This window comes from Pseudoxanthomonas sp. LH2527 (genome assembly GCF_022539275.1).
GTDB lineage: Bacteria > Pseudomonadota > Gammaproteobacteria > Xanthomonadales > Xanthomonadaceae > Pseudoxanthomonas_A.
This window is the reverse complement of the sequence record NZ_JAKZBW010000040.1, coordinates 1-12,547: the sequence shown is the minus strand read 5'-3', so window position 1 is coordinate 12,547 and position 12,547 is coordinate 1. Positions and strand designations below refer to the sequence as shown.

At 67.4% G+C, this 12,547-nt stretch carries 14 protein-coding genes and 1 tRNA gene; 7 read left to right on the top strand and 8 right to left on the bottom strand.

Features of this window, described 5'->3' with window-relative positions:
* Positions 1 to 2 precede the first annotated feature (2 nt).
* Both MMG85_RS17170 and MMG85_RS17165 read right to left on the bottom strand, forming a co-directional pair.
* On the bottom strand, positions 3 to 629 hold the full coding sequence (locus tag MMG85_RS17170) for a methylamine utilization protein (protein ID WP_345778865.1): 627 nt from the start codon (positions 627 to 629) through the stop codon (positions 3 to 5).
* A 272-nt stretch (positions 630 to 901) separates the two neighbouring features.
* Positions 902 to 1,936: a nitronate monooxygenase gene (locus MMG85_RS17165; RefSeq protein WP_241047144.1), complete on the bottom strand. Its 1,035-nt coding sequence runs from the start codon at positions 1,934 to 1,936 to the stop codon at positions 902 to 904.
* Between the two features lie 202 nt (positions 1,937 to 2,138).
* Between MMG85_RS17165 and MMG85_RS17160 the strand changes: the two genes are divergently transcribed.
* The gene (locus MMG85_RS17160; RefSeq protein ID WP_241047143.1) at positions 2,139 to 3,617 is read left to right on the top strand and encodes a SulP family inorganic anion transporter; all 1,479 of its coding nucleotides are present in this window, start codon (positions 2,139 to 2,141) and stop codon (positions 3,615 to 3,617) included.
* Between the two features lie 164 nt (positions 3,618 to 3,781).
* Here MMG85_RS17160 and MMG85_RS17155 read toward each other — a convergent pair whose 3' ends face one another.
* Positions 3,782 to 4,045: a hypothetical protein gene (locus MMG85_RS17155; protein WP_241047142.1), complete on the bottom strand. Its 264-nt coding sequence runs from the start codon at positions 4,043 to 4,045 to the stop codon at positions 3,782 to 3,784.
* A gap of 196 nt (positions 4,046 to 4,241) precedes the next feature.
* On the opposite strand from MMG85_RS17155, the gene MMG85_RS17150 reads away from it, so the two are divergent.
* Both MMG85_RS17150 and MMG85_RS17145 read left to right on the top strand, forming a co-directional pair.
* Positions 4,242 to 4,613 (top strand): YciI family protein, encoded by a 372-nt coding sequence (locus MMG85_RS17150; protein ID WP_241047141.1) that lies wholly within the window; start codon positions 4,242 to 4,244, stop codon positions 4,611 to 4,613.
* A gap of 449 nt (positions 4,614 to 5,062) precedes the next feature.
* On the top strand, positions 5,063 to 5,410 hold the full coding sequence (locus tag MMG85_RS17145) for a response regulator (RefSeq protein WP_241047140.1): 348 nt from the start codon (positions 5,063 to 5,065) through the stop codon (positions 5,408 to 5,410).
* A gap of 39 nt (positions 5,411 to 5,449) precedes the next feature.
* On the opposite strand, the gene MMG85_RS17140 is transcribed toward MMG85_RS17145, so the two are convergent.
* Positions 5,450 to 6,394: a LysR family transcriptional regulator gene (locus tag MMG85_RS17140; protein WP_241047139.1), complete on the bottom strand. Its 945-nt coding sequence runs from the start codon at positions 6,392 to 6,394 to the stop codon at positions 5,450 to 5,452.
* 136 nt (positions 6,395 to 6,530) lie between these two features.
* Here MMG85_RS17140 and MMG85_RS17135 point away from each other — a divergent pair, with 136 nt between their 5' ends.
* Positions 6,531 to 6,923, top strand: a complete 393-nt coding sequence (locus MMG85_RS17135) for a RidA family protein (RefSeq protein WP_241047138.1) — start codon at positions 6,531 to 6,533, stop codon at positions 6,921 to 6,923.
* Positions 6,924 to 6,933: 10 nt separating this feature from the next.
* On the opposite strand, the gene MMG85_RS17130 is transcribed toward MMG85_RS17135, so the two are convergent.
* Entirely contained in the window at positions 6,934 to 7,629 is a 696-nt protein-coding gene (locus MMG85_RS17130) for an aspartate/glutamate racemase family protein (RefSeq protein ID WP_241047137.1), read from the bottom strand.
* Positions 7,630 to 7,779: 150 nt separating this feature from the next.
* On the opposite strand from MMG85_RS17130, the gene MMG85_RS17125 reads away from it, so the two are divergent.
* Positions 7,780 to 8,118, top strand: coding sequence for a transcription initiation protein (locus MMG85_RS17125; protein WP_241047136.1), 339 nt, complete (start codon positions 7,780 to 7,782; stop codon positions 8,116 to 8,118).
* A gap of 176 nt (positions 8,119 to 8,294) precedes the next feature.
* Positions 8,295 to 9,584 (top strand): amidohydrolase family protein, encoded by a 1,290-nt coding sequence (locus tag MMG85_RS17120; protein WP_241047135.1) that lies wholly within the window; start codon positions 8,295 to 8,297, stop codon positions 9,582 to 9,584.
* A gap of 793 nt (positions 9,585 to 10,377) precedes the next feature.
* Here MMG85_RS17120 and MMG85_RS17115 read toward each other — a convergent pair.
* Complete coding sequence (locus tag MMG85_RS17115) at positions 10,378 to 11,166, bottom strand: hypothetical protein (RefSeq protein WP_241047134.1); 789 nt, start codon at positions 11,164 to 11,166, stop codon at positions 10,378 to 10,380.
* Between the two features lie 155 nt (positions 11,167 to 11,321).
* Between MMG85_RS17115 and MMG85_RS17110 the strand changes: the two genes are divergently transcribed.
* On the top strand, positions 11,322 to 11,624 hold the full coding sequence (locus tag MMG85_RS17110; RefSeq protein WP_241047133.1) for a hypothetical protein: 303 nt from the start codon (positions 11,322 to 11,324) through the stop codon (positions 11,622 to 11,624).
* Positions 11,625 to 11,750: 126 nt separating this feature from the next.
* Here the strand turns inward: MMG85_RS17110 and MMG85_RS17105 are convergent.
* Positions 11,751 to 11,836: transfer RNA gene (locus MMG85_RS17105), tRNA-Leu, on the bottom strand.
* A 61-nt stretch (positions 11,837 to 11,897) separates the two neighbouring features.
* Entirely contained in the window at positions 11,898 to 12,485 is a 588-nt protein-coding gene (locus MMG85_RS17100) for a cysteine dioxygenase family protein (RefSeq protein ID WP_241047132.1), read from the bottom strand.
* Between the last annotated feature and the right edge of the window lie 62 nt (positions 12,486 to 12,547).

Sequence of the window (12,547 nt, the reverse complement as noted above, 5' to 3'; positions counted from 1 at the left end):
CTTCAAGGCGTGCTGCCCTTCAGCTGGCGGAACTTCTGCTGCAGCGCGCGCAGCCGGTCGTTGCCGCGCACCTCCTGCTTCGCGGGCGCCAGCGCCACCTGCAGCGTCGCGGACGTGCCCGCCGCCGGCACCACCAGCGTGCGCTCCAGCGGCGCACCGCTGCCGCGCACATGCCACACGCGCAGCGTGTAGCGGCCGGGCGGCACGTCCAGGGTCAGGTGGCCATCCGCCAGCGTCTTGCCGAAGTAGGGCGTGTCGAGCACCACGATGTGGCCGATCATCCAGTCGTGGATGTTGCAGCCCACCACCACCACGCCGGGCCGGTCGAAGCGGATCGGCGCGGCCTTGTTGCCCGAGTACAGCGGAATCTCGAACTGCCGCGGCTGCGAGAACGAATACACGTGGTGCTGGATGTTGTCGCGGTTGGGAAACGCCACCACCGTGCCGGCCTGCACCGGCAGCACGCCGGGCACGAAGGCCGAATGCTGCTGGTCCATGCGTGCGGTGGCCGTGCGGGTCACCGCCGGCGTCGCGCCATGCAGGCTGACCACGGCGTCGGCGACCGGGCCGTCGAGGCTGCCCACCGCCAGTCGTACCTCGGCCGCGTGCGCGCCCGACGCCAGGATCATGGTCAGCAGCACGCCCGACCACGCCCGTCCCACGCGCCACTGCGCTTTCATCCCCGTCCCCTGTCTGATCCACACAGTTGAAGCAAATCCCGTGCCATGCGTCACATCCCCGTGGTGACGCGGGCTGCGCGCATCGAGCCGTTTCCGGCGCTGCCGTTCGTGCGCCGGGTACGACTGAAACTGACGTTACGCGACAGGATGGTGCCCGGATGCAGACCCGGCCCCGTCGCTCGCCTGGATGCAGCTGGCGTCTCCCGGCCGGCGTCTCCCGCTCAGTCCACGCCCATCAACCGACGCGTGACCTGGGCGGCGTCGCGTCCGGCCAGGGTGCCCGGGCGCGTGCCCGACCACAGCGGCGAGAACTCGTCGCGGCCCAGCGCTTCGGCCGCGGCCCGCAACGGGGCCAGCGCCTGCGAGGCCCACGGGAATGCCGGCGGTAGCGCCGACAGCGGCCCCAGCTCGCGCATCATACGGTTGACCAGCCCGCGTGCGGGGCGCCCGCTGAACAGCGTGGTCAGCGCGCCCTCGCGCCCCGGCTGCTGCAGGGCCGCGCGATGTACGGCCGAGGTGGTGGCCTCCGGGCACAGCAGGTAGGCGGTGCCGGCCTGCACCGCGCTGGCACCGGCCGCCAGCAAGGCCTGCACATCGGCGCGATCGCCGACACCGCCGGCGGCGATCACCGGCACGGCCAGCGCCTTCGACAGCGAGGCCACCAGCGCGTGCGTGCCGGGCTGGATCGCCAGGTCGTCGGACAGGAAATGCCCGCGGTGGCCACCGGCCTCAATGCCCTGCGCGATCACCGCATCCACGCCGTGGCGTTGCAGCCACAGCGCTTCGTCCCGCGTCGTCGCCGACGACAGGACCGCGGCGCCCCAGCCCTTGATGCGCGCCAGCAGCGCGGCGTCGGGCAGGCCGAAGTGGAAGCTGACGATCCGCGGCCGGAACGCCTCCAGCAGATCGACGGTGGCCGCATCGAGCGGACGCCGCGCGCCGGCCGTGGAAGGCGCGGGCGGCGCGATGCCGTACTCGGCGTAGTACGGCGCCAGCGCATCGCGCCAGCGCCGTGCTTCGTCGGCATCGGGTTCGGCCATCGCATGGCAGAAGAAGTTGAGGTTGACCGGCTGTGGCAGCGTGGCGAAGGTCCGCAGCGCGGCTTCCAGTTGCGCCGGCGCCAGCATCGCGCAGGGCAGCGAGCCGAGCCCGCCCGCGGCCGTCACCGCGAAGGCCAGCGCTTCGTCCTGCACGCCGGCCATCGGCGCCTGGATCAGCGGCAGGTCGGTCCCGAACAGCGAGGCGAGGGTGGTCATGGCGACAGCTTACCCGCGCGGTCCGCGCCTTGAGGCGGCTGTTGCGCTGCAATACACTGCCGGCCCGCCCGTTTCCGCCGTGCCGGTCCGATGACGCCGCCCTGACCCTTCGACGCCAACGTCACGCCGCCGCGCTTCCCGCGGCCCAAGGGTCTGTCCTTCCATCCGGTTGTGCGCGCCGTCCCGGCGCCGGAGTCATTCCATGTCCGTCAATTACCCCCTGCGCGAGCAGTGGTTCGGCAATGTCCGTGCCGACATCCTGTCCGGCATCCTCGTTGCGCTGGCCCTCATCCCCGAGGCCATCGCGTTTTCCCTGATCGCCGGCGTCGATCCCAAGGTCGGCCTGTACGCCTCGTTCTGCATCGCCGTGATCACCGCCATCGCCGGTGGCCGTCCCGGCATGATCTCCGCCGCCACCGGCGCCATGGCGCTGGTAATGGTGGACCTGGTGAAGGACCACGGCCTGCAGTACCTGTTCGCCGCCACCATCCTGGCCGGCGTGCTGCAATTACTGGCCGCCGCGCTGCGCCTAAACACGCTGATGCGCTTCGTGTCGCGCTCGGTGGTGATCGGCTTCGTCAACGCCCTGGCCATCCTGATCTTCCTCGCGCAGCTGCCGGAACTGATCGGCATGCCATGGACGGTGTACGCCGTCTGCGCCGCGGGCCTGGCGATCATCTACCTGCTGCCGCGGGTGACCAAGGTGGTGCCATCGCCGCTGGTAGCCATCGTGGTGCTGACCATCGCCAGCCTCTGGCTGGGCTTGGACATCCGCACCGTCGGCGACATGGGCGCGCTGCCGGACAGCCTGCCGGTGTTCCTGTTCCCGGATATCCCGTGGACGCTGGACACGCTGAAGATCCTGCTGCCGGTCTCGGCCACGCTGGCCGTGGTGGGCCTGCTGGAGTCGCTGATGACCGCGCAGATCGTCGAGGACATGACCGACACGCCGACGAACCGCCGCCGGGAATGCGCCGGCCAGGGCACGGCCAACATCGTCACCGGGTTCTTCGGTGGCATGGCCGGCTGCGCCATGATCGGGCAGTCGGTCATCAACGTGTCCTCTGGTGGCCGCGGCCGCCTGTCCTGCCTGGTGGCCGGCGTGGTGCTGCTGTTGCTGGTGGTCTACGCCTCGGGCTGGGTCTCGCAGATCCCGATGGCCGCGCTGGTCGCGGTGATGATCATGGTCAGCATCGGCACCTTCCACTGGAAGAGCTTCGCCGAGCTGAAGACGCATCCGCGCACGGCCAACCTGATCATGATCGGTACGGTCATCGTGACCGTGGCCACGCACGACCTCGCCAAGGGCGTGCTGACTGGCGTGCTGCTGACGGCGCTGTCGTTCACGCGACGCGTCAGCGCCATGCTGCAGGTGGACGATGAAGACCGCCCCGACGGCACGCGCGTGTACACGGTGCGCGGCCAGGTGTTCTTCGCCTCGGCCGTGCAGTTCACCAACAGCTTCGACTACCTGCACGCCGCCAAGCGGGTCGTGATCGATCTGGAACGGGCGCACTTCTGGGATACCAGTGCCGTGGCCGCGCTGGACCGCGTGGTGCTGAAGCTGCGTCGCCATGGCGCCGAGGTGGACGTGATCGGCCTGAACCACGCCAGCGAATCGCTGGTGGACCGCCTGGGCACCCACCGCGACCCCGCTGCCGGCTTCGACGCCGGCCATTGACCGCGCCGGCACGCAATGTCGGTCGGTGGTGAACAGAGGGAGCCGCGAGGCTCCCTTTGTTCTGGATGGTGCAGGTCGCCGTGTCCCGCCCGACACGGCGCATCTCTGCGCGCGACGACGTCAGCGCCGGTTGCGCATGCCGCGCATCCGTCGACGGGGCGGCATCAGTCCTGCGTGTGGAAGTCGGCCAGCGCGATGCCATCCACCGTGAGCAGGCGGTCCAGCCGCACCCGCTCACCGCTGGCCAGCTCGGCGTATTCAATGCCGTCGCGGGCCGACAGGGTGACGATGCGGGTGTCGCGCTGTTGCGGCAGGCCGGCGTCGTCCAGGAACCGGATCACGACCGTGGCACGCCGCGTGGCGGTGGCCTCCAGCACGTCGTGGAATTCGCAGTTGATGGGCACATAGGGCGCAGGCGTGTCGGGCATGGCAGGCATTCCGTGCAGGGGGCGCACCGGCAGCATGGCGCGTGGGGCCGTGGGTGTCGTGCAGCATCGTGCGGTCCGGCGCGGGGCGACCGCGGCAGGCGCGGTGGCACCATCGCCGCAGCAAGCTGCCGGCCGATGCCTGTCGATTCCCGATGGACCGCTTCGTCGCCCGTACATCACCCTCAAGGACATCCTGATGAAATACCTCGGCCTGGCCTATTTCACCCCCGAAAAATTCGCCGCCATGCGGCCGGAGGAGATCGAGGCGCTGGTCAGCCAGTGTCCGGCACGTGACGAACAGATGCGCGCCACCGGCAAGGTGCGGATGGCCGCGTCCCTGGGCGACCACGACGGCTGGAAGACGCTGCGCCCGCGCAATGGCCGCACCCAGGTCAGCGACGGCCCCTACACCGAGGCGAAGGAAGTGGTGGGCGGCTTGTTCATCATCGACGCGGACACCCCCGAAGAGGCGGTGCGCATCGCATCGCTGCATCCGGCGGCCACGCTGGGCGAGGAAGGCGGCTGGGCCGTCGAACTGATTCCGATGGAATTCCAATTCGAGGGATGAGCGGGAGAGACGACACGTGATCCCGCCTCCGGCTGGGCCTCGCCGCGCGCGACGAGCCATGCAGGATCATCCACGTAGCCCGGGTAGAGCCGCAGGCGAAACCCGGGGATGCGCGATTGCCCGGTCATGGCGATGCGTCAACGGGCAGGGCCCCGGTTTTCGCTGCGCTCTAACCGGGCTACGGGTCTCACCACGAACAGGATCCGTCCCACGTAGCCCGGGTAGAGCCGCAGGCGAAACCCGGGGATGACGTCAGGTGATGCGTGTTCCCGTGTGCGCTTCGCGTACCCGGGCTACGAAGGCATCATCGCGCCATGTCAGCGGCCGCGATCCCGGTTTTCGCTGCGCTCTAACCGGGCTACGGTGCTGACCGGGCTACGGTGCGCTGCGCAACACGCGCGCCGTCGGGTTCACGCCGGCTTCGCACGCCGCTGCGGCACAGTTTGGCCATGACCCATTTGAACATCCTGTACGTCGATGACGACGACACGCATCGCGCCATGGTGGCCGAGGCCATCGAAGCGGCCGGGCACACGGTGACCCAGGCCGCCACCGCCACGACGGCGCTCGATCTGCTGCGGCAGGGACGCTACGACTGCATCGTGACCGACTACGGCATGCCCGATATCACCGGCGCTGCGGTGGCGCAGGAGGCACGCGCGCTGCACCCGTGGGCCACGGTCTGCGTGGTGTCGGGGCACGACAAGAACGACATGGTGGGCCTGCCGCCGGGCACCCTGCTGATGCGCAAGCCTTTCAGCCTGCCGCTGTTGCTGGACGTGCTCTCGCCGCGCTGAACCGGTCGCCGTCGCAAGGCTCGCGAACGGACGCGTCCCTCACGCGGAGGGTTCATCGCGCGGTCGCGGCGGCAGTATCGCCGGTGCGTGCTGCGCCATCAGTTCCACGATCCAGTCGATGAACACGCGCAGCTTGCGGCTGACATGGCGGCTAGGCGGGAAGGCCAGGTACATCGGCATCGGGGCCAGCTGCCAGTCCTCGAACAGCGGCACCAGTTCGCCGCGCGCGACCGGCGCGCGCGCCATGTACTGCGGCAGCCACAGCACGCCCAGGCCCGCGAGGCCGGCAGCCAGATAGGCGTTGCCGTCGTCCACGGACAGCACATGCCGGCCCTGCACACGCACCTGCTCGTCGCCGCGCTGCATCGCGTACGCCGGCAGCGCACCGCTGCGCGCGCCGCGGTAGCCGACGATGCGGTGCGGATCGTCTTCCAGCGCCTGCGGATGCGCGGGCGTGCCCACCCGCGCCAGGTAGGCGGGCGCGGCATAGATCCCCAAGGCCAGATCCGCCACATGTCGCGCACGCAGCGAGGGCTCGCTGAGTTCGCCACCGCGCACCACGCAGTCCACGTTCTCGTCGATCAGGTCGACCTTGCGGTCGCTGGCGCCCAGGTCCAGCTGGATGTCCGGATAGCGCGCGTGGAAGGCGGGCAGTGCCGGCACCAGGATCAGGCTGGCCAGCGGCGCGGGCACGTCCACACGCAGGCGCCCGCGCGGGGCGTCAGAGGCGGCCGACAGGCTGGTTTCGGCATCGTCCAGGTCGGCCAGCAGGCGCACCACGCGCTCGTAGTACGCGGCGCCGTCGGCGGTGACGTTGACCTTGCGCGTGGTGCGGTGGAGCAGCTTCACCCGCAGGTGCGTTTCCAGTTGCTGCACCAGTTGCGTCACCCGCGTGCGGCTGGCCTGCAGCGTGTCGGCCGCCTTGGTGAAGCTGCCGGTCTCGACCACGCGGACGAAGGCCTGCATCGCGTCGATGCGGTCCATGCGGGCTCCTGGGGGAAGGGGATTGTCCTGATTCTACAAACAGTGATCCCCGGATCGGCGTCTATATCGCGGCCGTGGCGCTGCCTACAGTGGCCGCCACGTAGCGGGGCCGCCGGCCCCTCAAGGAGATTCCCCCATGAACACCCGTGATGTCGTGTTTCCCGCGGGCCGCCAGGCCCTGTACGAGCAGCACCGCTATTCGCCGGCCGTGCGCGCCGATGGCTTCCTGTTCGTGTCCGGACAGGTGGGCAGCCGCGAGGACGGCTCGCCCGAACCGGATTTCGAGGCGCAGGTGCGTCTGGCCTTCGCCAACCTGCAGGCGATCCTGCAGGCCGCCGGATGCGGGCTGGACGATATCGTCGACGTGACCACCTTCCACACCGATCCGGCGCGCCAGTTCGACACCGTGCTGGCGGTCAAGGACGAGATCTTCCCGCAGGCGCCGTATCCCACCTGGACCGCACTCGGCGTGACCTGGCTGGCCGGCTTCGATTTCGAGATCAAGGTCGTCGCCCGCCTGCCACGCTGAGCCCGCTGCGTCACGCCGCCAGTGCCGCCTCCACCGCGGCGCTGGCGTGCAGGGCGGTGGTGTCGAACAGCGGCACGCGCGCGTCGTGCGCGCCTACCAGCAGGCCGATCTCGGTGCAGCCCAGGATGATGGCGTCCGCGCCTCGCGCCACCAGGTCGTCCATGATGCGGCGGTAGGCCACGCGCGCGCTGTCGCGGACCACGCCGCGGCACAGTTCGTCATAGATCACGTCGTGCACCACCGTGCGGTCGTCCGCCTCCGGCACGATCACCTGCAGGCCATGCGCCTGCTGCAGGCGCTGGCGGTAGAAGTCCTGTTCCATGGTGAAGCGCGTGCCCAGCAGGCCCACGGTGCGGTGCCCGGCGGCGGTGATCGCCGCGCCGGTGGCATCGGCGATGTGCAGCAGCGGAATGGACACCGCCGCCTCGATCTGCGGCGCCACCTTGTGCATGGTGTTGGTGCACAGCACCAGCAGGTCGGCACCGGCCGCCTCTACGCGGCGCGCCGCGTCGGCCATCATGTCGCCGGCCGCGTCCCAGTCGCCCGCGTGCTGCAGCTGTTCGACCTCGTGGAAGTCCACGCTGTACAGCACCACGCGCGCCGAATGCAGGCCACCGAGACGCGCCTTGATGCCTTCGTTGACCTGGCGGTAGTAGGGCACCGTGGATTCCCAACTCATCCCGCCGATCAGCCCGATCGTCTTCATGCGTGTCCTGCCTGCCTGTGGGGTTGCGTGCCGATTATGCGGGGCTGTGCGCCGGGCAGGGTTGAGCGTTCCGGTGGGTGAGGGTAGGTTGCGTTGCACACGCGGTGGCCTGTCGCACCCTCCCACCGCCGCCACCCCAGAGGACGCCCGATGAAATACCTGATCTCCTTTCCCAGCGCCGCCATGGAGGTGTCGGGGAGTGAGCTTGACGCCGCCGGTCGCGATTCGCGCGCGGTGATCGCAGCGGCGAAAGCGGCAGGGGTGTATGTCTTCGGTGGCGGCATCGACGAGCGCGTGCCGCCGGTGTTGATCTCCGGTGACGCTACGGTCACCGAAGGCGGCTACCCGTGGGCACCGCCGCTCAACGGCGGCTTCTGCGTGCTCGAGCTGCCGACGCGCGACGACGCCATCGCCTGGGCGGCACGCATCGCCAAGGCATGCCGCTGCAATCAGGAGCTGCGGGTGTTCATGTTCGATCCGGCGTCGTGAGGCAGAGGATGCCGCCGCGGCCCAAGGTGGGCTGAGCCTCCGAAGCCCACCCTCGCAATGTCGGAAGGTGCGCGATGTCGCGCATCACAGCGTGCGGCCCAACTGATGGCGCTTTCCATCCTGTCCCACTGCAGGAACACTACCCCATGCCACGACGCCAACCGGAAACGAATGCCATGCCGAACAGACCGCTCCATGCGCGCGCGACGATGGGTGCACTCATCGCGCTCCTCTTCTCGACCGCCGTCGCCGCCCAGGACCTGGCCGTGGTCGGCGCCCGCGTGTATCCCGCGCCCGACGCGGCGCCCATCGACGACGCCACCGTGGTGATCCGCGATGGCCGGATCACCGCCGTGGGCGCGCGCGCCAGCGTGGTCGTGCCATCGGGGATACGCGTGGTGGACGGGCGGGGCACGAGCGTGACGGCGGGCTTCTGGAACAGCCACATCCACCTGATCAAGCCGCCCTTCCTGTCGCCCGGCGTGCAGCCGGCGGCGGCATTGGACGAGGCGCTGCGCGAGCGCTTCACCCGCTGGGGCTTCACCACGCTGTTCGACATCGCCTCGTTGCCGGGCGATGCGCGCGGCTTGCGCGCGCGCATCGAGGGCGGCGAGGTGGTCGGTCCGCAGCTGCTGACGGTGGACATGCCGTTCTTCCCCGAGCACGGCACGCCCATCTACGTGCGCGAGCTGTGGGAGCAGACCAAGGCGCCGAGTGCGGAAGTGGCCACCGCCGAACAGGCACGCTCGCGCGTGCGTGCGCAGATCCAGGCGGGGGCGGATGGCGTGAAGCTGTTCACCGGCGCCATCCTTGGCGGACCCGGCAAGGTGTTGCCCATGCCGCAGGACATCGCCAAGGCGGCCGTGGACGAGGCACACGCCCACCGCAAGCCGGTGTTCGCCCATCCCACCGACCGCGCCGGGCTGGACGTGGCGGTGGACAGCGGCGTGGATGTCTTGGCTCATGCGGCCCCGGATGCGGGCGAATGGTCGCCGGACTTCGTGGCGCGGCTGAAGGCCGGCAACGTGGCCTTCGTGCCCACGCTGACCCTGTTCGATTCGGAACTGCGCCGCGAAGCCGTGCCCGAGCCGGTGCTGGCGAAGTTCGTCGGTGCGGCCCAGCAGCAGCTCGGCGCGATGGCGCAGGGCGGCGGCCCGGTGCTGTTCGGGACCGACGCCGGCTATATCGACATCTACGACACGCGCCTGGAGTACCAGCTGATGGCGGCGTCCGGTCTGGACTGGCGGCAGATCCTGGCCAGCCTCACCACCGCACCGGCGCAGCACTTCGGTCAGGCGGCGGTACGTGGCCGGGTGGCGGAAGGACTGGCGGGTGATCTAGTGCTGCTGGGCTCCGATCCCCAGGCCACGCCGGAGGCGTATGCCGATGTGCGCATGACGGTGCGCGGTGGGCGGGTGATTTATGAGGCAGCGGCAATCGCGGATGACGTGCGGGACGGCGACTGACCAACCGGATTGATGGGTGTCGATGCGCGACTTTGGTTAGCTCAATCGATGGTCCAGCGGTCTGGGTGGCACTTGGATGATCTTGTAGAGAAATTGCACTCTGACCCCTGTTTTGCAACACCAATGAGATTGACATGAGTACGTTGCGGCTCCGCGCTAGCTATGTTTTCGAGAGGGATTCAGATCTTGGGGGTAAGCAGCACGAGGAAGCATATGTGCACGCTTTCGCCAGGGTGCTGGCCTCCGTCAGTGCGCTATTGGGATATCAAGTAACAGTGGGGTACAAAGGACGCTTCCTGAGCGCCGACGATGGCATTGAGCGGGTGTCGGAATTTTCCCGCTCTGTGTACTGGGATCAGGAAGATGCTGTGAGGTTGCCTCTGACGGGTAGCGAGCTAGAGCTGCTTTGCAACGCGGATCCCATCGCGTTTGCGCTGCTGTCGAGAGGCGAACGGTTTCCCTAAGAGCGTCGAGGGATAGCGCAGTGTGGGCTGAACGCAGCGATACCCATTGTCGTGACACCGGCTGACCATCATTGATGGGTATCGCCTGCGGCTCAACCCATCCAACGAGTTACGCAGGTCGGAAACGGCGAAACCCCGGAGGTCTGGGATTTGATCGCGGTGCGAGGTGGGACTCAAATCAACGCACTTCTCAGGGGCAGCGGATTCTGAGTCCCATGGGCCGGCTGCTGGCTGTTGTTGGGTCCAATGGCCTCAATGGCTTAGGTGCGGGCTGGTGTGGGGTAGAGGGGGCCATTTTTGCCAGCCGTGTCCCATGAGTGTCCCAAGGGTTACGGCGGCGACAACGGAACAGGGGGTGTCCGCCAGTGGTCAAGAAACAAGTTGCCGAACTCTATAACGGTCGCAGTATCCACAAGCATCTGAGGGTGGAGTATCAACGGACCAGTCGCACCCTTCTCATAGAACGAGTGCGCAAACATGAAAGACGGTGACCCCAGAGCGTCCTGCTCATTTCTCAGGCGATCAACAAGATCGAATTCATGCGACATGATCGCTTCATTGATCTGGGCCTCCAATTCTTTGTACCGCTTTCCCTCGTCCTCCACAAAGGCAGAGGACGGAACATACATTGGAATTCTGTGGGCCAGTGCGTCCCTATAGTTCTTCAAGTAATTCTTGTGCCAATTTTGCGTCTCGTCCGAAGCTAGATAGGACGAAACGTCTGGCGGTAGCCTTTGTTGCAGCTTCGGCTTGAACATGTCGACATTCAGCGGGCCGCCAACATCCAGCGAATGAAGATGAACGTAGCACCACGCAAAGTTGTCGAACGTCCCAACTAGGTTGATATAGAACGCGTGGAGATTGGCTTGAACACGCATTAGTACATCGCGCTCTAGCTTGGCTGTTGTCGTAGTTGGGAACTCTGAGAAAACCGAGGCAATGGTATGGACAAGCATCCCTAGTCTTCGACTTACGCCGTGGTGCATGTATTCCGCGACAGCAGGAGGATCGCCGGGACCAGGGCTCGTTATGCACTTGCGTTTAAGTCGTGTCAGACCTTCAAGTCTATCCCCAACTGTGCTTTCCAGTTCTCTAATCTGTTCCTTTGAGTACTTCATAGCGCGTCCGGGTTGAGGGTGCGTCTGCGCAGTAGCGGGCTTGTCCCCAATGCTATCAACACTGGCCGACATCAGCCCATAGGGCTATTTTGCGATACGCGCGCGTGCGCGTAATTAGACCTCCGGGACTGTCCCAACATCACCCGGAGATCGCTATGAACTTGCAGGAAATCCGGCAGCGCAAAGCTGCCCGCACCGCTGAAGCCCGCGCCATCGTCGCCAAGGCTGAAACGGAAAAGCGTCAACTCACCGCCGAGGAATCGGCCAACTTCGCCACCATCCGTGCCAACATCGAGTCGTTGGAACAGGACGAACAGCGTCAACAGTTCCTTGACGATGCCGAGCGCCGCGCCGCTGGCGTGACCGTCATCGCGGGCAACGTTGGTGACACCATCGCTGCGCTGGAATCCCGTGTCTCGCTCATGCGCGTCTTGCAGGCAGCTCGTAGGATGGGTTGAGCCGAAGGCGATACCCATCAATCACTGCGTCTGGGCGCCCCGCGATGGGTATCGCTTCGCTCAACCCATCCTACAAATGCGCGGGCGCCGGAAACGAAAAAACCCCGGAGGTCCGGGGTTTGATCTTGGTGCCGAAGGTGGGACTCGAACCCACACGCTTTTAACGGCGGCGGATTTTGAGTCCGCTGCGTCTACCATTCCGCCACTTCGGCGCGGACGCGGAGTATAGCCGAGCCCGGCCCCCCACCGACAGGGGCGCGGCCCCGCACCGCCTCAGTTGACCTGGTCCGTCCCCAGCAACCGCTCACCGCGGCGCTGCCAGCCCTCCGCACCGGCTTCTTCCTCCGGCGTGAAGATCCCGCAGCGGACCATCGTGCGCTGGTACACATGCAGACTGACCGCGATGGCCTTGTCGCTGGGATTGCGGATGGTGTGGTACTCGTGCGGCGGAATCAGGCTGCCCGCCGAGCCCGTGCCGGCCTCGATGGTGCCCGCCTGGATGAACCGGTAGCGCACGTCATTGTGCTCGGCCAGCTCGTACTGCGTGATCTCCAACCGCCCGCGCCACACCCCTTCCACGCACCACATCCCCGAATGATCGTGGATCTTGGTGCCCTGGCCCGGGCCCCACGTCATCGCAATGACGCTGTAGCCATGCTCCGGACTGGTGTACAGCTCGCGGCGCGCGTAATGGTCGGAGATCGGCTCCAGCACACAGGCCGGCAGATGCACGTCCTCGTCGCAGATCAGTTCGCACAGCGACTTGCGCAGCGCATCGGTGACGGCACGGTCGTCGCCCAGGGCGACGGCGGCGTCCAGCGACGCGACCAGCTTGTCGGCGCCGGGAAAATCGAGGGTCATCGGGCGGCCCCGGTAAGAATGTGCGCCCAGTTTAGCCGGGTGGGGTGGGGACAGGGCTCTGC

Coding starts and splice junctions, on each gene's coding strand:
- MMG85_RS17170 (WP_345778865.1), bottom strand. CDS start 629: ATGATCCTGGCGTCGGGCGCGCACGCGGCCGAGGTACGACTGGCGGTG.
- MMG85_RS17165 (WP_241047144.1), bottom strand. CDS start 1,936: ATGACCACCCTCGCCTCGCTGTTCGGGACCGACCTGCCGCTGATCCAG.
- MMG85_RS17160 (WP_241047143.1), top strand. CDS start 2,139: ATGTCCGTCAATTACCCCCTGCGCGAGCAGTGGTTCGGCAATGTCCGT.
- MMG85_RS17155 (WP_241047142.1), bottom strand. CDS start 4,045: ATGCCCGACACGCCTGCGCCCTATGTGCCCATCAACTGCGAATTCCAC.
- MMG85_RS17150 (WP_241047141.1), top strand. CDS start 4,242: ATGAAATACCTCGGCCTGGCCTATTTCACCCCCGAAAAATTCGCCGCC.
- MMG85_RS17145 (WP_241047140.1), top strand. CDS start 5,063: ATGACCCATTTGAACATCCTGTACGTCGATGACGACGACACGCATCGC.
- MMG85_RS17140 (WP_241047139.1), bottom strand. CDS start 6,394: ATGGACCGCATCGACGCGATGCAGGCCTTCGTCCGCGTGGTCGAGACC.
- MMG85_RS17135 (WP_241047138.1), top strand. CDS start 6,531: ATGAACACCCGTGATGTCGTGTTTCCCGCGGGCCGCCAGGCCCTGTAC.
- MMG85_RS17130 (WP_241047137.1), bottom strand. CDS start 7,629: ATGAAGACGATCGGGCTGATCGGCGGGATGAGTTGGGAATCCACGGTG.
- MMG85_RS17125 (WP_241047136.1), top strand. CDS start 7,780: ATGAAATACCTGATCTCCTTTCCCAGCGCCGCCATGGAGGTGTCGGGG.
- MMG85_RS17120 (WP_241047135.1), top strand. CDS start 8,295: ATGCCGAACAGACCGCTCCATGCGCGCGCGACGATGGGTGCACTCATC.
- MMG85_RS17115 (WP_241047134.1), bottom strand. CDS start 11,166: ATGAAGTACTCAAAGGAACAGATTAGAGAACTGGAAAGCACAGTTGGG.
- MMG85_RS17110 (WP_241047133.1), top strand. CDS start 11,322: ATGAACTTGCAGGAAATCCGGCAGCGCAAAGCTGCCCGCACCGCTGAA.
- MMG85_RS17100 (WP_241047132.1), bottom strand. CDS start 12,485: ATGACCCTCGATTTTCCCGGCGCCGACAAGCTGGTCGCGTCGCTGGAC.